At 66.2% G+C, this 18,906-nt stretch carries 11 protein-coding genes; 9 read left to right on the top strand and 2 right to left on the bottom strand.

Translation table 11 applies throughout. The features are described 5' to 3' along the window. Nucleotides 1-70 precede the first annotated feature (70 nt). The 9 genes from ppc (at nucleotide 71) to ACPPVV_RS03595 (ending at nucleotide 17,944) form a co-directional block, all read left to right on the top strand. Entirely contained in the window at nucleotides 71-2,776 is a 2,706-nt protein-coding gene (gene ppc / locus ACPPVV_RS03555) for a phosphoenolpyruvate carboxylase (protein WP_426702101.1), read from the top strand. A gap of 277 nt (nucleotides 2,777-3,053) precedes the next feature. Beyond that, nucleotides 3,054-4,307 carry an efflux RND transporter periplasmic adaptor subunit gene (locus ACPPVV_RS03560; protein WP_426702102.1) on the top strand — a complete coding sequence of 418 codons (1,254 nt, stop codon included), beginning with the start codon at nucleotides 3,054-3,056 and terminating at the stop codon, nucleotides 4,305-4,307. Nucleotides 4,308-4,361: 54 nt separating this feature from the next. Beyond that, the gene (locus tag ACPPVV_RS03565; protein ID WP_426702103.1) at nucleotides 4,362-5,126 is read left to right on the top strand and encodes an ABC transporter ATP-binding protein; all 765 of its coding nucleotides are present in this window, start codon (nucleotides 4,362-4,364) and stop codon (nucleotides 5,124-5,126) included. Then, complete coding sequence (locus ACPPVV_RS03570; protein WP_426702104.1) at nucleotides 5,123-7,609, top strand: ADOP family duplicated permease; 2,487 nt, start codon at nucleotides 5,123-5,125, stop codon at nucleotides 7,607-7,609. Before ACPPVV_RS03565 ends, ACPPVV_RS03570 begins: the two co-directional genes overlap by 4 nt. 68 nt (nucleotides 7,610-7,677) lie before the next feature. Continuing rightward, nucleotides 7,678-10,128, top strand: a complete 2,451-nt coding sequence (locus ACPPVV_RS03575) for an ADOP family duplicated permease (protein ID WP_426702105.1) — start codon at nucleotides 7,678-7,680, stop codon at nucleotides 10,126-10,128. A gap of 60 nt (nucleotides 10,129-10,188) precedes the next feature. Then, on the top strand, nucleotides 10,189-12,624 hold the full coding sequence (locus ACPPVV_RS03580; RefSeq protein ID WP_426702106.1) for an ADOP family duplicated permease: 2,436 nt from the start codon (nucleotides 10,189-10,191) through the stop codon (nucleotides 12,622-12,624). A 3-nt stretch (nucleotides 12,625-12,627) separates the two neighbouring features. After that, on the top strand, nucleotides 12,628-15,042 hold the full coding sequence (locus ACPPVV_RS03585; RefSeq protein ID WP_426702107.1) for an ADOP family duplicated permease: 2,415 nt from the start codon (nucleotides 12,628-12,630) through the stop codon (nucleotides 15,040-15,042). A 174-nt stretch (nucleotides 15,043-15,216) separates the two neighbouring features. After that, entirely contained in the window at nucleotides 15,217-16,614 is a 1,398-nt protein-coding gene (locus ACPPVV_RS03590) for a sigma-54-dependent transcriptional regulator (RefSeq protein WP_426702108.1), read from the top strand. Next, nucleotides 16,604-17,944, top strand: coding sequence for a sensor histidine kinase (locus ACPPVV_RS03595; RefSeq protein ID WP_426702109.1), 1,341 nt, complete (start codon nucleotides 16,604-16,606; stop codon nucleotides 17,942-17,944). Before ACPPVV_RS03590 ends, ACPPVV_RS03595 begins: the two co-directional genes overlap by 11 nt. A gap of 68 nt (nucleotides 17,945-18,012) precedes the next feature. Here the strand turns inward: ACPPVV_RS03595 and ACPPVV_RS03600 are convergent, their stop codons facing one another. Together ACPPVV_RS03600 and ACPPVV_RS03605 are read right to left on the bottom strand one after the other, a co-directional pair. Continuing rightward, a complete protein-coding gene (locus ACPPVV_RS03600; RefSeq protein WP_426702110.1) occupies nucleotides 18,013-18,423 on the bottom strand; it encodes an REP-associated tyrosine transposase in 411 nt (136 codons plus the stop codon). Nucleotides 18,424-18,628: 205 nt separating this feature from the next. Next, entirely contained in the window at nucleotides 18,629-18,904 is a 276-nt protein-coding gene (locus tag ACPPVV_RS03605; RefSeq protein ID WP_426702111.1) for a GIY-YIG nuclease family protein, read from the bottom strand. Nucleotides 18,905-18,906: the final 2 nt, after the last annotated feature.

Here is an 18,906-nt window from a genome sequence, read left to right on the forward strand (position 1 = left end):
ACGTCGAAGGATGCCTCCAGCGCCGCGATTCGGTAGGCTGGCCGTTCACCTGGCGTCGGAGTCACCCGGAATGGAAGAAAGTCGCGAACCCGAGTTCCTGCCGCCCGACGGCCCCTTGCGCGAGGACGTCGGCAGGCTCGGTGCGATGGTCGGACGGATGCTTGCCGAGCAGGGCGGCAGCGCGCTGTTCGAGCGGGTCGAACAGGTGCGAACCGCGGCGATTCGCCGTCGCCGCGAAGGCGACTCGATGGATGAACTGGCCGGTTCGTTGGCAGGCCTGGATGCGGTCGCTGCCGAAGCGCTGGCGCGCGCCTTCGCCACCTATTTTCAGGCGGTCAACACCGCCGAACAGGTTCACCGCATCCGTCGCCGCCGCGACTACCAGCGCGAAGGCAGCGCGCCGCAGCCGGAATCGCTGCTCGATGTGCTGGGCCAGCTGAAGGCCCAGGGCGTTGCCGCCGACGAATTGCTGGGCTGGCTCGATCGGTTATGGATCGAGCCGGTGTTCACCGCGCATCCGACCGAGGCCGTGCGTCGCTCGCTGCTGGAAAAGGAGCAGGCGATCGTGCGCTCGCTGATCGACGGCTTCGACCGTGAGCGCACGCCGCAAGAGCGCAAGGAGGACGACGACCGCATCTACATGGCGCTGTCTTCCGGCTGGCAGACGGCAGAGGCCTCATCGGTGCGCCCCACCGTGCAGGACGAACATCATCACGTCGGTTTCTACCTGGCCAACCCGCTTTACCGGATCGTGCCGGCGTTGTACGAATCACTGGCCGATGCGCTGCAGTCGGTCTACGGGGTGGCGGTGAAACTGCCGCAGTTTCTCGGCTTCGCCACCTGGGTCGGTGGGGACATGGATGGCAATCCGAACGTCGGTGCGGACACCATCGCAGCCAGCCTCTCCACGCAACGCGCCCATGTACTCGAACACTACGTGGCCGACGTATCCTCGCTGGCGCGCCTGCTCAGCCAGACCGAAGGCCGCGTGAAGGTCGATCCGAGGCTGCAGGAGCGCCTGGATGACTATCGCTCACGTTTCCCCGCGGCCGCGCAGCGCGTGCGGCCGCGGCACGCCGACATGCCATACCGCAGCCTGCTCACCGTCATCGGCGCGCGCCTGGAGGCAACCCAGCAGGACGACCATTCGGAAGGCTATACGTCCAAGGCCGAATTGCTCGACGACCTCCAGTTGATCGCTGCCAGCCTGGTCGACCATGGCGGCCTGCATGCCGGCGCCTACGCGGTGCAGCGTTTGATTCGCCGCGTGCGCACGTTCGGCCTGCATCTGGCGCGGCTGGATGTGCGGCAGGATTCACGCGTGCATGACGACGCCCTGGCGGAACTGCAGGGTGACACGGAGTGGCCCCAACGGGAGCCGGGCGAGCGTACGCAGCGTCTGCGCGATTACGCCAGTGGCGAGGTCCGTTTCCCGATCAGCCACGCCGAGGTGGTGATGTCGTTGTACGACGTGTTTGCCACCCTCGGCGATGCGCGCCGCCGCTACGGCAGGGACGCGGTCGGCCTGTACATCATCAGCATGGCGCGCTCGGCCGCCGACGTGCTGGCGGTGCTGGCGCTGGCGCGCTATGGCGGCCTGGTCGAAGACAACGCCGTGCCGCTCAATGTCGCGCCGCTGTTCGAAACGGTCGACGATCTGAAGAACGCGCCGGATACCTTGCGCGCGCTGCTCGACGACCCGGTCTATCGCCGTCACCTGGCGGCGCGCAACGACCAGCAATGGGTGATGCTCGGGTATTCCGACAGCGGCAAGGACGGCGGCACGCTGGCCTCGCGCTGGGGCCTGCAGCGTGCGCAAGTGGAACTGCTGGAGGTGGCGAACGCGGCCGGCATCCAGCTGGCGTTTTTCCACGGCCGCGGCGGCTCGGCCAGCCGTGGCGGTGCGCGCATCACGCCGGCGCTGATGTCGTCGCCGCGCGGTGCGGTGGCCGGTGTGTTGCGGGTCACCGAGCAGGGCGAGGTGATCCATCGCAAGTACGGCATCCGCGCGCTGGCCCTGCGCAACCTGGAACAGACCGTCGGTGCCGTGTTGCGCGCATCGTTGCGCCCACGCGAGACCGAGCCTCGTGAAGAACGCTGGCGCGAGCAGATGAACACGTTGTCCGCGAACAGCCGCAAAACCTATCGCGCGTTCGTCGAGCACGAGCACTTCGTCGACTACTTCCGCACCGCCACGCCCATCGACGTGATCGAGCAGATGACGCTCGGCTCGCGCCCGGCCAGCCGCCGCAGCATGCTCGGCGTGCACGACCTGCGCGCGATCCCGTGGGTGTTCGCATGGACGCAGTGCCGTTCGATCCTGCCCGGCTGGTACGGCCTCGGCAGCGCGCTGGAACAGGGCGCGCAGCAATTCGGCGAGGCGGCGCTGGTGGAAATGGCGCGTGACTGGCCGTTCTTCAACAACCTGCTGGACGATGTCGAGATGGTGCTGGCCAAGTGCGACCTGGACATCGCCGAGGCGTTCTCGAAACTGTCCGGCCCATTGCATGGCGAGTTCTTCGGGTTGGTCCGCAGCGAATTCGAGCGCACCCGCCACTGGCTGCTGCGACTGAAGGGCAGTGACGCCCTGCTGCAGGGCAATCCGCGCCTCGCCGCCTCGATCCACCTGCGCAATCCCTATGTCGATCCGATGAGCCTTCTGCAGGTCGACCTGCTGCAGCGCTGGCGTGCCGGCGAGCGCAGCGACGACACCTTGCTGCAGGCGCTGGTCGCCTGCGTCAACGGTGTCTCGCAGGGTTTGCAGAATACCGGCTGATTCGGGCGCATCTTCAAGGCAGGAGCGTCGCGACTGAAGTCGCTCCCACAGGCAAGCCAGCGGTTCCATGTGGGAGCGACTTCAGTCGCGATGCCCTTCCCCAAGGCAAGGCGAGCCGCTTCGCGAGTTGCGGGAGCGGCTCAGTTGCGACGCTCTGCCGGTGTACGCGTCCGGACGCTGCTGTCCGTATCCAGACGGTGGCCTGCTATCGATACCTGCCAAAAGCGCATGAAACGGCGGATTTCGCGCATGGCACGGGCCTTGCTGTAACAGGCTCATGGATATCGCCAACCCGCTCGTCGCCCAACGCAAACGCCGTCGCAAACGCATCGCCATCGCCGCGGGCGCACTGTTGCTGGCCGGTATCGCCGTCGGCGCGGCAAGCCTTGGCCCGGCGCTTCCCACGGTGGAGCGTTCCAGCGTGTGGATCGATACCGTGCAGCGCGGCGACATGCTGCGCGAGGTGCGGGCACCGGGCACCCTGGTGCCGCGTGACATCCACTGGCTGGCCGCGCAGACCAGTGCGCAGGTGGCGAAGATCGAGATATGGCCGGGCACCCATGTGGAGTCCGATACGGTGCTGCTGCGCCTGACCAGTGCGCAGGTGGAGAACGACCTGCGCAACGCGCAGGCGCAGGTCGCCGCCGCCGAGGCGCAGGTCGCCGCCAAACACGCCGAGTTGCAATCGCAACTGCTCGACGAGCGTTCCTCGCTGGCCCAGGCCCAGGCCGACTATGCGTCGGCCAAGGTCAAGGGCGATGCCGATGCCAAGGCGGTGGCGAAAGACCTGATCGCGCGCGTGCAGTACGAGCAGGAGCTGATCGCGCTGAAACAATTGCAGCATCGTGCCGAGGTCGAACAGCAGCGCGTGCAGGCCTTCGGCGCGGGCATCGCCGCGCAGATGGCCGCGGTGCGCGCCGAGCTGCAACTGCAGCGCAGCAACCTGACCCTGCGCCAGCGCCAGTCCGCCGCGCTGGACGTGCGCGCCGGCATTGCCGGCACGTTGCAGCAGGTCGCCGTGCAGGAAGGCCAGCAGGTTGCCGCGGGCACCGACCTGGCGCGGGTCGCGCGTGGCGACGTGCTGATCGCACGGCTGCGCGTACCCGAGGTCCAGGCCAAGGACGTGGCGCTGGGCATGTCGGTGCAGGTCAACACCTATAACGGCATGATCGCCGGTACCGTGAGCCGCATCGATCCGGCCGTGGTCGACGGCAGCGTGCAGGTGGACGTGACGCCGACCGGGGCATTGCCCGCCGGTGCGCGTCCCGATCTTTCCGTGGATGGCCGCATCCGTATCGCCGAACTCAAACAAGTGCTGTCGTTGGGCCGCCCGGCCCAGGTCGAGGCGAACAGCGAGGTGGGCCTGTTCCGCCTCGATCCTTCCGGTAACACCGCCACTCGCGTGAAAGTGCGGGTCGGCGCCACCTCGGTCGACCGCGTGCAGTTGCTGCAAGGGCTGCAGCCGGGCAATCAGGTGATTCTTTCCGATACCAGCCAATGGGATAAATATGACCGCCTACGTGTGCGCTGATTCCATGAAGCCTCGCTCCCGCTTTCGAACATCCCCTTGAACAAGGACAACCTCATGACCAACCCGACATCCGTCATTGCCCTCGGCGGTATCCGCAAGGTGTTCCAGGCCGACGAAGTGGAAACCCACGCGCTCAGTGATGTGCACCTGGACATCCGCCGCGGCGAATACGTCTCGATCTCCGGTCCATCCGGTTGCGGCAAGACCACCTTGCTGTCGATCCTCGGCCTGCTCGATACGGCCAGTGCCGGCAGCTATGTGCTGAACGGGCACGACGTGGCATCGCTCAATGCCGCCGAGCGAGCGCGCATTCGCAACGCCGAGATCGGCTTCATTTTCCAGGCGTTCAACCTGATCGGCGACCTCAGCGTGCAGGAAAACGTCGAATTGCCGCTGACCTACCGCAACAACATCGGCACCGCCGAACGGCGCGAGCGCGTGCAGGAAGCGCTGGAGCGCGTCGGCATGGCGCATCGCATGCGGCACTACCCGGCGCAGCTCTCCGGCGGCCAGCAACAGCGTGTGGCGGTGGCGCGCGCACTGGTCGGCAAGCCGGCGATCCTGCTCGCCGACGAGCCCACCGGCAACCTCGACTCGCGCAACGGCGAAGCCGTGATGGCCCTGCTGGACGAACTGCACAAAGGCGGCGCCACCATCTGCATGGTCACCCACGACACCCGCTACGCCGAACTCGCCGAGCGCAAGATCCGCCTGTTCGATGGCCGCGTGGTCGACGAGGAAACCTACGAGCGGTTGCGCCATGAAGACGAACAACGCCTCGATGCGCTGATCGGCCAGCGCGTGGAAGTCGGCGCGTGAACGTCTGGCTGGCCGAGATCTGGCGTGCCTGGCGTGCGAGCCTGCGAAGGCCGGGCTTTCTGTTGCTGGCGACCGCGGTGTTGGCATTGGGTGTCGGCGCCAGCGTGGCGGTATTCGTACTGGCCGATGATGTGCTGTTGCAACCGTTGCCTTACGTCTCGCCCGAACGGTTGGTCGCGCTGGGGCCGCAGGAAGCGGGGCAATCGATTGACGGCGTTTCGCCACAGCAATACCAGCATATGCAGCCTGTTCACGGCATGACGTCGATGGGCCTGATCAACGGGGAGCTGACGGCGGTCAATGTGGCCGGCGACGGCGAGCCGGAACAGGTGAGCGCCTTCCATGCCGATCAGGGCCTGTTGCCTACCCTTGGGGTGCAGATGCGACTGGGGCGAGGTTTCTCGGAACAGGAAGACCGTCCGGGCGGCCCGAAGGCGGTGATCCTTGCCGAGGGCTATTGGCGTCGCCGCTATGGTGGCGCGCCGACGGTGATCGGCCGGAGCCTGAAGGTCGAGGGCACGGCACGCACGATCGTCGGTGTCCTGCCTGCCGGTTTCGATCAGTTTGGCCAAGGCGACATCATGCTGCCGCTCGCGTTGAGCCCGAACACTTACGACGACGGAACCAACTTCCGCGCCGTCGCACGATTGGCGCCTGGAAGCAGCGCCGGGGTGGTAGGCACACAGGTAGATGCAGCCATGCATGCCATGTATGCAAGTCTCGCCGGCGCGCAAACCGACTACTGGAAGCACATACGTTTTGGCAGCGCGCCGTTATCGACGGTGCTGCATCAGGAGCAGCGCCCGACCGTGATGCTGTTTCTGGCCAGTGCCCAGTGCGTGTTGCTGATCGCGTTGGTCAATCTCGGCAATCTCATGTTGTTGCGCACTTTGTCGCGCCACCACGATGCGACCGTGCGCCATGCCCTCGGCGCACCTACATGGCGCCTGGTGTTGCCAGCCTGTGCCGAAGGGGCGTTGGTAGGGGCCATCAGCGCCATCGCCGGCATGGGGCTGGCCGTGATCGGACTGTCCTTGTTCGGCCATTACGCTCCTGCGGCATGGGCGCATGGCGCAGTGCCGCACATGTCGGTGAGGGTTGCTTTGCTGGCGTTGGCCATCGCCGTGCCGGGCGCATTGCTGGCAGCGATATTCGGCGCATGGCGCGGGCTCTCCCTGGCGTCGGTGCAAGAAGCGTTGCATGAAGGCGGACGGACTCCGGGTCGTCACAGCGGTCGCCTGGGGCATGTTCTGGTGGTCGCGCAAATGAGCCTGGCGACCTGCCTGATGTGCGGCACCGGCCTGTTCCTGCATGCGCTCTACGATGCAGCACGCACCCCGCTGGGTTTCGCCAGCGATCACGTCCTGACCTTCGATCTGGCGCCAGTGCGGGCCAACAACCCCACCACCGCGTCCACGCAGGTCCTGGTGCAAGGGCTGGTGCGGCGCCTGCGTGCATTGCCGGGGGTCGCAAATGTTGCCGTCACCAATGGCCTGCCGGCGGGAGGATTCGGGCAGCAATTCAACATGGGCGGCGTTCACGCGCCTGGCGGGGATTATTTCGACGCCAATCCACAGATACGTGGGGTGAATGCCGACTTCTTCCCGACGTTTCGCATTCCCGTGCGCGAAGGCCGATCTTTTGGCGTGGGCGATACCGCGGGCAGCGAACCCGTAGCCATCGTGAACCGGACGCTGGCGGAGCGGGAATATGGCGGCCGCGCCTTGGGCAAGGGCATCGTCGTCAACGATTACAGCGGCTACCCCGCCGGCAAGGCGAGCTCCGGCAATCCGATTGATCGCCCGGTGACCGCGCGCATCATCGGGGTGGTTGGTGATACACGGCAGTTCGGCCCGCTGGACAACCAGAAGAGGTCATTCCTCTATCTCCCCTTTGCGCAGATGCCTGAGCACATCGTGCGGGTGTTTCGCTCTTTTCAGCCGCTGCGTTTCGCGCTGCGCGTGCGGGGCAACCCCGACGACTATCGCCAGGGCGTCCATGCGGCAGTCGCCGAAGTGGCACCGGACCAGCCGATCGCCAACCTGCGGACGATGGCCGAGATCGTGCGCGCCACCACCGACGATACGCGTCGCAATCTGTTCCTGGTCGGATTGTTCGCGTTGCTCGCACTGGGACTGGCCGCAGCCGGGATGTATGCCGTGATGACGGTCGTGGTAACGGCGCGCCAGCGCGAGTTCGGCGTGCGCATGGCGCTGGGCGCGTCGCCGCTGGGCATGGTTCGCATGGTGCTGTCTGGAGGATTGCAGCAGATCGCGATCGGGTTGCTCCTTGGCATGGGCATCACGCTGGCCTTGTCCAGAGTGTTGAGCGCCGTGCTGGAGGAGATTGATCGCAGCGTCTTCGATCCTTTCGCACTGGCTGGCGTGTGCGTGGTGCTGATCCTGGCCGGTCTGCTCGCGTGCCTGTTTCCGGCCTTGCGCGCGGCGCGCACCCCGCCGATGCACGCGTTGCGCGGGGAGTAGGGGATGGACATCGCATCGGGAAGATCGGCACGTCGTGGCTTGTACATCGCCGTCGAGGAACATCGCACATGATTGTCTGGCTGGCCGAGATCGGTCGCGCCTGGCGCGCCAGCCTGCGCCGCCCGGGTTTCCTGTTGCTGGCGACCGGCGTGCTGGCGTTGGGTATTGGTGCCACCAGCACGGTGTTCACCATGATCGACGATGTATTGCTCAAGCCGCTGCCGTATCCAGAGTCGCAACAACTCGTGGCGCTCGGCAAGCTGGAGGCCGGCACCGTGCGGGCGGTATCGCCGCGGCAATATCAGCATTTGTCCGGACTGGATGGCGTGCGTTCGCTGGGCATCTACGAGGGCCTGTCGCCAGCCGTGAACATTGCCGGCGATGGACCGCCCCTGCAGGTGCCCTCGCTTTACGTCGATCACGGTCTGCTGTCCACACTTGGCACCCAGCTGGTGCTGGGACGCAATTTCTCGGCGGAGGAAGATCGCCCGAACGGCCCGCCGGTGGCGATCATCTCGCATGGTTTCTGGCAATGCCGTTTTGGTGGCAGGAACGATGTGATCGGTCGCAGGCTGCAGGTGGAGGGGGTGGCGCACACTATCGTCGGCGTGTTGCCGGCATCATTCGATCTGGGCGATGGCGACGTCGTGCTGCCCACGGCATTTCGTGCGAATACCACGGATGACGGCACCAATTACACCGCTGTGGCACGGCTGGCCGACGGTGTCGACGCCACAGCGTTGGCGCCACGTGTGCACGCGCGGCTGCACGCAATGTATGCGGATACCGGCGAACACGATTACTGGATTCGCCAACACTTTGGTGCGCAGGATCTGCGTGACAACCTGCACGCAGACATCCGCGCGACGCTGCAGATGCAGATGGCCTGCGCGTTGTTCTTGCTGCTGATCGCGCTGGTTAATCTGACCAACCTGATGCTGTTGCGCATCTTGTCGCGCAGCCACGAGGCCTCCGTGCGCAGCGCGCTGGGCGCCTCGGCATGGCGGCTGGCGTTGCCATCGATGGCGGAAGGTGCATTGGTGGGCATGGGTGGGGCATTGATGGGTCTGGCGCTTGCAGCCATGGGCCTGACGGCTCTGCGGCAGCTGATGCCGGTGGACTGGATGCCGATCGAGTGGACCGAGAGCGGGGCGCTGCATCTGGGGTTTGACGCGTGGTTGCTGGCCATGGGGGTCGGTCTGTTCAGCGCACTGCTGGCCGCTGCTCTGGGTCTATGGCGTGGTCGCAGCGCTACATCGCTGGATGAGTTGCGCGAAGGCGGGCGCAGTGGTTTGAACGTGCAGAGAGGTCGCCTTGGCCGCGGACTGGTCGTGGCGCAGATGGCGCTGGCGACCACGCTGCTGTGTGGCGCCGGACTTTTTCTACACAGCCTCTACGACGCTTCCAAGGTCGATCTTGGGTTCAACCCGCAAGGGCTGCTTACGTTCGAGCTGGCGCCGGTGAAAGCCACCTATCCGGATGCGATTGCCGTGCAGAAACTGTCGCAACAATTAGTCGATCGGTTGCGGCAGTTGCCCGGGGTCAGCGATGCCACCGTCACCACCAATCTTCCCGCCGGCGATTCTTTTTCCGGACAATTCAACCTGGATGGCATGCATCGTCCCGGCGGCGAGTCCTTCAGTCCGCAGTTCCGAGGGGTTGGCCCCCATTTCTTCACCCTGTTCGATATCCATGTGCGTCAGGGGCGTGGTTTTGCATCCACCGACGTGCGTGGCGGCGAACAGGTGGCCATCGTCAACCAGACGTTCGCCGACCATATCTACGGCGGGCACGCGATCGGTCAGCTGATCCAGCGAGGCGAGGGCAACGGAATGTTGTCGGCGCGAATCGTCGGTGTGGTCGCGGATACCTATCAGTACGGGCCGCTGGATCCTGGCTCGATCCAGCCGATTCTCTACCTGCCGCTGACGCAGATGCCGGACGACGCGCTGCGCGTATTCCGCAGTTTCAGCTCGATGCGTTTCGTGCTGAAAGTGCACGGCGATGCGAACGGATACCGCAAAGGCATTCGGCTGGCTGTGGCCGGGGTAGCGCCGGATCAGCCGATCGCGCATATCCGCACGATGCAATTCGTCGTTGATAACGACACGCTCTCGGATACGTACTTCAACTTGTTGCTGGTCGGTCTGTTTGCGGTGCTTGCCATGCTGCTGGCGGCAACCGGCATGTACGCCGTGATGGCCGTGGCCGTGGCTGCGCGCGAGCGGGAGTTTGGCGTGCGCTCGGCGTTGGGGGCACCGCCCAGGCGGTTAGTGACCCTCGTGCTGCGTGGTGCATTGATTCAGGTCGTGCTGGGATTGATAGGTGGCATGGCGCTCGGTTTCGTTTCGTCGAGCGTGTTGCGTGCCGTGATTGAAGGGCTCGGCCGCAGTGTCTTCGATCCGTGGTCGATAGGCGCCGTCTGCGTGGTAATTGGCGTGGCGGGCATTCTGGCTTGTCTGGCGCCGGCGTTGCGTGCCGGCCGGGTGCAACCGATGCGCGCGTTGCGTGGGGAGTAGTCGACATGGCCGTCGGAAATTTTGGAAGCACGGCCCGTCAGGGCACGATCGGGGGTTGTCTTGAATATCTGGCTGACTGAAATCTGGCGCGCCTGGCGCGCCAGCCTGCGCCGCCCGGGTTTCCTGTTGTTGGCAAGCGGAGTGTTGGCGCTGGGCATCGGTGCCAGCGTGGCGGTGTTCGCGCTGATCCAGAACACCTTGCTGCGGCCGTTGCCGGTGCCGCAGGCCTCACGCCTGGTGGTGCTGGGGGCCTTGCACGACAACGGTCAGATGAGTGGGATATCTCCGCATGAGTACCAGTATCTGGGGCCGCCCGAGGGCGTGAGTTCATTGGGGCTGGAGCATCCGGGTTCGACGGTGAACATAGCCGGGGCTGGTGCGCCGGCGCAGGTGCCGGTGATCTACATCGACCGGCACCTGTTGCCCACGTTGGGCCTGCAGCCGTTGCTGGGACGCAACTTCGACGCGCGGGAGGATCGTCCGAGCGGCCCCAGGGCGGTGCTTCTCGGTCATGGACTGTGGCAGCGCCGTTATGGTGGGGATGCCGGCGTCGTCGGCCGTACCTTGCAGGTCGAGGGCACCGCATACGCCATCGTCGGCGTGCTGCCTGCCGCGTTCAACACGGTGCTGGGTCCCGGCGATGTGGTGTTGCCGACGGCCTTGCCCACCGTCAGCCACGACTACAACCACAACGGCCATATCGCCATTGCGCGGCTGGCCGATGGTGTCGATGTCGCGACGGTGTCGGCGCAAGCGGATGCGCATGAGCGCACGATGTTCCACGACATGGGCATGGGCGGCAACTGGAAGCGTCCGCGGTTCGGGGCGCAGGAGTTCGCTTCCACCTTCCAGCAGGACGCACGCCCCATTCTTCTGCTGTTCCTGGCAAGCGCGCTGCTGGTGTTGCTGGTGGCGCTGGTCAACCTGACCAACCTGATGCTGCTGCGCGCCCTGTCGCGCAATCACGACGCCGCCGTGCGCAGCGCGCTTGGCGCACCATGGCTGCGGTTGATGCTTCCGGCATGGGGCGAAGGGTTGCTGATCGGCGGCTTTGGCGCGTTGCTGGGCATGTTGCTGGCGCTGTCGGGGCTGGCCTTGCTGCAGGGTTTCATTCCCGTCGAATGGCTGTGGGGCGGCCGGCTTCGCATCGGCGCGACGGCATGGTTGCTGGCCTTCGCCGTGGGTCTGCTCGGTGCACTGCTGGCGGCGGGACTGGCCTTGTGGCGCAGTCGCCACGCCACTGCCGTGGACGAGTTGCGCGAGGGCGGACGCAGCGGCATCGGCGTGCGCAGCGGTCGTCTCGGCCGCCTGCTGGTTGTGGCGCAGGTAGCGCTGGCGACGATCCTGCTATGCGCCGCCGGCATGTTCATCCGCGCGATCCACGATGCCTCGCAGCTGCACCTGGGTTTTGCCAGCGAGGGCATCCTTACCTTCGAACTGGCGCCGGTGAAAGCCGACTATCCGGATGCGGCCGCGACGCAGGAGCTGTCGCGCCGGCTGGTGGATCGGCTGCGCATGATGCCCGGCATTACCGCTGCTGCCGTGACGACCAACCTGCCTACCAGTGACGACATGTTCGGGCAGTTCAACAACGGCATGCGTACGCCGGACGGCAAGCATTTCGAGGCACAGCTGCATGGCATCGGCTCCGGATTTTTCGAGCTGTTCGCCATCGACCTGCGTGCGGGACGGCGATTCACCGACAACGATGTCCATGGTTCGGAACGCGTGGCCATCGTCAGCCAGGATCTGGCCGATGCGTTCTATGGCGGCCATGCGCTGGGCAAGACGATCGAGGTGGAAAGCAGCGGCGACATCGTGTGGCCCGCACGCATCGTCGGTGTGGTGGCCGACACTTACCAGCGTGGGCCGCTGCAGCCGAAACAACCCATGCTTTATATGCCGCTGGGCCAGATCCCCGAGCCGACCATGACCATCTTTCGCGATCTTGAACCGTTGCGTTTCGCGCTGCGTGGCCACGGCAATCCCGCCGACTGGCGCGCGGGCGTGCGCGATGTCCTGGCAGGGCTAGCGCCCGGGCAGCCCATGGCCAACCTGCGCACGATGGACAGCATCGTGCGCCAGACCACGGTGGTCGCGCGGCTCAGCCTGCTGCTGGTCGGCCTGTTCGCCGGGTTGGCGCTGTTGCTGGCGGTGGTTGGCATGTATGCCGTGATGGCAGTGGCGGTGGCTGCGCGCGAACGCGAATTCGGTGTGCGCAATGCGCTGGGTGCCTCACCATCGAGACTGGTTCGGCTGGTATTGCGCGGCGGGCTATTTCAGATCGTGACCGGGTTGCTGCTGGGCGTCGGCATGGCGCTGTCGCTGACGCGCTTGTTGCGTGCGGTGATCGAGCAGCTCGGTCGCACCGCGTTCGATCCGCTGGCCCTGGCCGGCGTCTGTCTGGTGCTGACCATCGCCGGCTTGCTTGCCTGTCTCATGCCGGCGCTGCGCGCCGGTCGTGTCCATCCGATGCGCGCGTTGCGCGGGGAGTAGAAAATGATCCTGCGCGAATGTCGTACGGCGTGGCGGCGGTTGCTGGCGCGGCCGGGTTATGCGGTGTTGTCGGCGACGGTGCTGGGCGTGGGGCTGGGTGTGGTGCTGTTCCTGTTCAGCGTGGTCAACACGCTGATCCTGCAGCCGCTGCCATTTCCGCAAGCTGACCGACTGGTGGCGATAGGTCAGGTATCCGACAACGGGCATGGCATCGGCGACATCGACAGCGCGCAATACCTGCAATTGCAGGGACACATGCGCAGCGTGGATGCCATCGGTGCGTACCGCGATGGCGGCGTCAATTTGGATCAGGGGCACGGTGCGAGTTACCGGAACAGTACCTCGCTTACTGCGTCGATGATGGACCTGCTGGGGGTGAAGCCGTTGCTGGGGCGTGGTTTTGTCGCTGCCGACGACAGTCCGGGCGCCGCGCCAGTGCTGCTGTTGGGGGAGACGTTGTGGCGTCATGATTTTCAGGCCGATCCGGATGTCGTGGGTCGCACCGTGCGGATCAATGGCGAGTGGTTCACCGTGGTTGGAGTCTTGCCGGCGGATTTCGGCTTTCCGCAAAGCAGCGTGCTGTGGACGCCTTTGCGTCTGAACCCGGGTCAGCATCGCATGTTGTCCGGGGTGGCGCGGTTGGCTCCCGGGGTCGACCTGCCGCAGGCACGTGCCGAGCTGGCGACGCGGGCGGACGATTTGCGCCGCGCGTTGCCGGCCGAGTGGCGCATGCGCGACATGACGATCAAGCCGCTGGCCTTGAGCTTCTTGCCGGAAGATACGCGCAATTGGGTGTGGCTGATGCTTGGTGCCGCCGGGCTGGTGCTGTTGCTGGCCTGCGTCAACGTGGCGAACCTGCAATTGGTGCAGACCTTGAATCGGCGCCGCGAGCTGGCCTTGCGCAGTGCGCTCGGCTGCAGTCGCGGGCGACTGATGACCGGGGTGTTGATCGAGAGCCTGCTGCTCAGCATGGGGGCGCTGGCGTTGGCGTGGCCGATCATGCTCGGTGCCAATCGCTGGATGGTCGCGATGTTTGTCGCCGCGGGCGATCCGCCAAATCTGCTGTTTCGTTTCGGCGCGCAGGGCTGGGTGTGGCCGTTCGCCCTCGGCGTGGCCGTCCTCAGCACCGCCGTGGCCGGCCTGATCCCGGCGTGGCGTGCCTCGCGCGCCGACATGCAGGATGCGTTGCGCGATGGCGGCAAGGGTTCCGGCAGCGGCTTCGGCAAGGTGGCGAAAACCCTGGTGGTGGCGCAAGTCGTGTTGACCGTGGTGTTGCTGGTGGGGGCAGGCATGTTCGTGCGTGCGCTGGGCGGCTTGCTGGCCGAGCAACCGGTTGGCGCCACCCATGCGGAGCAGGTGATCACGGCCAGCCTGGCCTTGCCAGCGGTGCAGTTTCCGGACCCCGCGCAGCGTATCCGTCTGATCGAGAACGTGGTCGAACGCTTGCGCCGCGAGCCGGGCGTGATCGCCGCCAGCGCCTCCAACACGATTCCCAGTGCGGTGTTGGGCAGCCACGAGGATGTGTCGCTGCCGGGCCAGCCGCAGCCGTCGGACGGCTGGCCGCGGGCGCAGATGGGCATCGTCGATGCGCATTTTCTCGATACCTATGGCGTGCGTTTGCGGGAGGGGCGCTTCTTCGATGGGCGCGATCAGGCCGGCACTCAGAAAGTCGTGGTGATCGACGCGAAGATGGCCTCGGCGTTCTGGCCACACGGCGATGCGCTCGGCCAGCCGTTGATCCTGTATCCGGGCAAACCCTATGCGTGGACGGTCACGGTGATCGGTGTGATCGAGTCGTTGCAGCTCGATACCGCGATGGAGAAATCGCTGCCGGGTCTGTTGATGCCCTTGCCGCAATCCGGCGGACAGGCGCCGCAGCGGGCGATGGGGCTGGCGGTTCGCACGCATGCCGATGCGCAGTCGTGGGCACCGCATCTGATGGAAGTCGTGCGCGCGGTGGAGCCGCAGGTTGCGCTCTACGGCGTTGCCAGCCAGAAGCAGGTGATGGCGATGTCGCGCGTCAAGCTGGCGCTGCTGACGGATATCTTCAGCGCGCTGGGCTTGATCGCCTTGCTGCTGGCGGCAGCCGGCTTGTATGGCGTGCTGGCCTATGCGGTGGCGCAACGCACGCGGGAAATCGGCATCCGCCGTGCGATCGGCGCCGGCCATGGTGCCATCGTGCGCGAGGTGAGCCGGCAGCTGGCTTGGCAACTCGGCCTGGGCCTGCTGGCCGGCTTGGCGTTGGCGTTGCCGTGGTCGGGGCTGCTGGCCGACCCGGGGCTGCATACGCGGGCGCACGATCCGGCGGTGTTCGTGCCTGTGTTGCTGCTGGTCGTCGGCGTGTCCGTATTGGCCTCGCTGGTGCCGCTGTACCGTGCGTTGCGCGTTGATCCGGCGATTGCGCTGCGCTACGAATGACCACCGCCGCCGCCCACATCTCTGTGGGAGCGACTTCAGTCGCGATGCTTTTGTCTGTAAACCTCAAGCAAAGGCATCGCGACTGAAGTCGCTCCCACAGGTGGGCGGCGGCTCTGCGCGGCTGGAGCCGATATGCTTGACCGCGCGGGCGCCGGAACCCATGAACGGAAGAACATGACACGCGAATTGAATCCAACAGTGTTGCTGGTCGACGATCAGGCCGACGTACGCGAAGCGCTGCGCCTGCTGCTGAAGTCCGAAGGCATGGCCAGCGTTGGCGTGGACGGTCCGGCCGCGGCGCTGGAGGCCGTACGTCAGCGCGATTTCAACTGTGCGCTGATCGACCTCAACTACACCCGCGATACCACCTCGGGTGAGGAGGGCCTGGCCCTGCTCGACCAGTTGCGCCAGCACGCGCCGGAGTTGCCGGTGGTGGTGATGACGGCGTGGGGCAACGTGCCACTGGCGGTGGATGCGCTGCGCCGCGGCGCCGGCGATTTCATCGAGAAACCCTGGAACAACGCCCGGGCGATCAGCATCGTGCGCACGCAGATCGCACTGGGCGAGGGTGTGCGTCGGCAACGCCGGCTGGAAGCGGAAAACGCGCTGCTGCGCGGCGGCGGCGAGGCGCTGATCGCCGAGTCGACGGCGATGCGGCGGGTGATGGAGCTGGTGGCGCGGGTGGCGCCCAGTGACGCCAACGTACTGGTGCTGGGCGAGAACGGCACCGGCAAGGGCGTCATCGCGCAGGCGCTGCATGCGCAGTCGCGCCGCGCCGCGCGCGCGCTGGTCAAGGTCAACATGGGCGGCATCGCCGAGAACGTGTTCGAGTCGGAAATGTTCGGCCACGTGCGCGGCGCCTACACCGACGCCAAGAGCGAACGCATCGGCCGTTTCGAACTGGCCGATGGCGGCACCCTGTTTCTCGACGAGGTCGGCAACGTGCCGCCGTCGCAGCAGCCGAAACTGCTGCGCGTGCTGGAGGACGGCGAGTTCGAACGGCTCGGTTCGTCGCGTACCCAGAGCACCGACGTGCGACTGGTCTCGGCCACCAATGCCGACCTTGCCGTCGAGGTGGATGCTGGCCGTTTCCGCAAGGATCTTTTGTATCGACTGAACACGCTGGAGATTCGTTTGCCGCCGCTGCGCGAGCGTCGTGACGACATCGTGCCATTGGCGCGCAGCTTCCTCGAGCGTAGCGCCTCACGCTACGGCCGCCACGGCTTGCGCCTGGCGCCGTCGGCCGAACGCGCGCTGCTGGCCTGGCGCTGGCCCGGCAATGTGCGCGAGCTGGGTCACCTGATGGAACGCGCCGCTCTGCTGGCCGAGCAGGATCTGGTCAGCGATTCGGCTCTGGCCTTCGGTCCCGGCCCGGCCGCCAGCGACGCGTCAGCGGAGCTGGGCGACATGACCATCGAACAGGCTGAGGCGCATCTCGTGCGGCGTGCGCTGGATCGTCACGGCGGCAACTTGCAGCACGCTGCCGACGCACTCGGTATCACCCGCCAGACGCTGTACCGGCGCCTGGAGAAACACGGCCTGCGCGATCCCTCGTCCGACGATGCCGACTGAATCCGCCCGCCGCAGCGGCCGCCTGCCCGCGTTCGAACGGCGCGTGTTGCTGGGCAGTTGGCTGGTGGCGGTGCCGGCACTGATCGGCGTGGCCGTGTTGCTGCTGACCGGCGTGCCCGAAGGTGCATTGTGCTGGCTGCTGGCGATCGCCGTGGTGCTGGCCACCGCCTTGATCGCGCGCTGGCAGCACCGCCGCGTGGTGTATCCGCTGTACACGCTGGCCGGTTTGCTGGAAGCGCTGCGCGAGGGCGACTACAGCCTGCGCGGCGTGCAGGGCGGAGTGCTTGGTGGCGCTATCTACGACATCAACGCACTCGCCGATCGGCTGCAGAAGGAACGCCTGCAATTCGAGGATGCCTCACGCCTGCTCGGCAAGACGCTGGCTGCACTGGACAGTGCGGTGTTCGTGTTCGACCACGATGCACGTCTGCGCCTGCTCAACCCGGCTGCGCAGCACCTGCTGCGCAGCGACCGGCCGGCGCTGCTCGGTCGCCGCGCTGACGAGATCGGCCTCGATGCGTTGCTGGCCACACCCGGTGCGCAGGTGATCAGGCACGCCTTTCCCGGCCGTAGCGGCCGCTTCGAGATCCGCCACGCGCCGCTGCGCAACGAAGGCCGCAGCGGCCAACTGCTGGTGATCAACGACGTCGGCCGGGTCTTGCGCGAGGAGGAGCGCCAGGCCTGGCAGCGCCTGCTGCGCGTGCTTGGCCACGAGGTCAATAATTCGCTGGCTTCGATCCATTCGCTGGCCGGCACGCTGGCCACGCTGATCGCACGCGAGCCACTGGCCGAGGACTGGCGAGAGGATGCGCGCGGCGGCCTGCAGGTGATCGGCAACCGCGCCGAATCGCTGTCACGTTTCCTCGCTGGCTACAGCCGACTGGCCGCGCTACCACCACCGCAACGGCGCGAGCTGGATCTGGCCACGCTGGTGCCGGCGGTGGCGCGGCTGGAACAACGGTTGCCGGTGCAGGTCGAACCCGGCGCGCCACTGCCGGTGCAGGCCGATCCCGATCAGCTCGAACAGGCGCTGATCAACCTGCTGCGCAACGCCGTCGAAGCGAGCCTGTCCACCCATGGCGGCGTGGTCATGCGCTGGCGCAGCGAGGGCGAACGTGCGCTGATCGAAATCCTCGACGACGGCCCCGGCCTGCCCGGCAGCGACAACCTGTTCGTGCCGTTCTTCACCACCAAGCCCGGCGGCTCCGGCATCGGCCTGGCCCTGGTACGGCAGATCGCCGAAGCGCACGAAGGCGGCGTCAGCCTGCTCGCCCGCGATGGCGCAGGCGCCATCGCGCAACTGTGGCTGCCCAGCGCACCTTTCTCGTAGGAGCCCGCTTGCGGGCGATGTTCCCGTCCTGAATGTCCGACCAAACAGCATCGCCTGCGAGCGGGCTCCTACGAGGGCTGCTCCGGATCGAGCCAGACGGCGTTCCAATAGGGGTAGTCGAGTGCGCTTTGAGCGAACCCGGCACGGATTGGATTGGCCACGATGTATCGGGCGGCCTGGCGGACATCTTCATCGGCGCGCAGGGCATGGTCGTGAAAACCGCGATCCCAGATCCGCTGGTCCATCAAGCATGAGGCGTGCAGCGCACGCGTGACGTTGCCCTTGAAGCGGTTCATGACACGTGCAAGCGGCTCATCGCGGAGTTGCAACAGGCCATGCCAGTGGTCCGGCATCAATACCCAGGCGAGCAGGCGGGTATCGCCCCAGGTCGAGTTCGAGTGGATGATCTGACAGGCAACGCGAGCACGCATCGGATCCTCAAACAGGCATCGTCGATGATGCGTGGTGGTTGTCAGCAAATAGAACGGTCCGGGGATAGAAACGCGTCCCCGACGTAGGGCAGAGCGGCCAATGGCTGGAAAGGCATGCATTCATTTAGTGTTGCCGCCATGCTCGTCTGCGAGCGTCACCCAACGGTGTTCATCCGCGCCAGCGCTCCACATCCAACCTCGTAGGAGCACGCTGATGAATGCCCCAGGCAGACCATCGCCCGCTAGCGGGCTCCTACGACAAGGCGAGGGCGGGGTGGGAGTGCAAGGCCGCGATGCGTTCGGCGCGTGGCAGGCGTTTCCATGCGATCTCCAGCCGCAATGCATCGCCGTGGCTGGCGACCCAGACCCAGCCCAACAATTGCTGCGGCGGGTTGGAGCGGGTGAAGCGGGCGCCCTTGCCGCTGAGGTGTTTCGCGTAGCGCTGTTCGGGGTCGCGCGCGATGCCGGTGTAAACGCGGCCATCGGCGCATTCCAGCAGGTAGACGGCCCAGGCGGCGCCGTCGCTCATGC

It is taken from the genome of Rhodanobacter sp. Col0626 (assembly GCF_049994385.1).
GTDB lineage: Bacteria > Pseudomonadota > Gammaproteobacteria > Xanthomonadales > Rhodanobacteraceae > Rhodanobacter.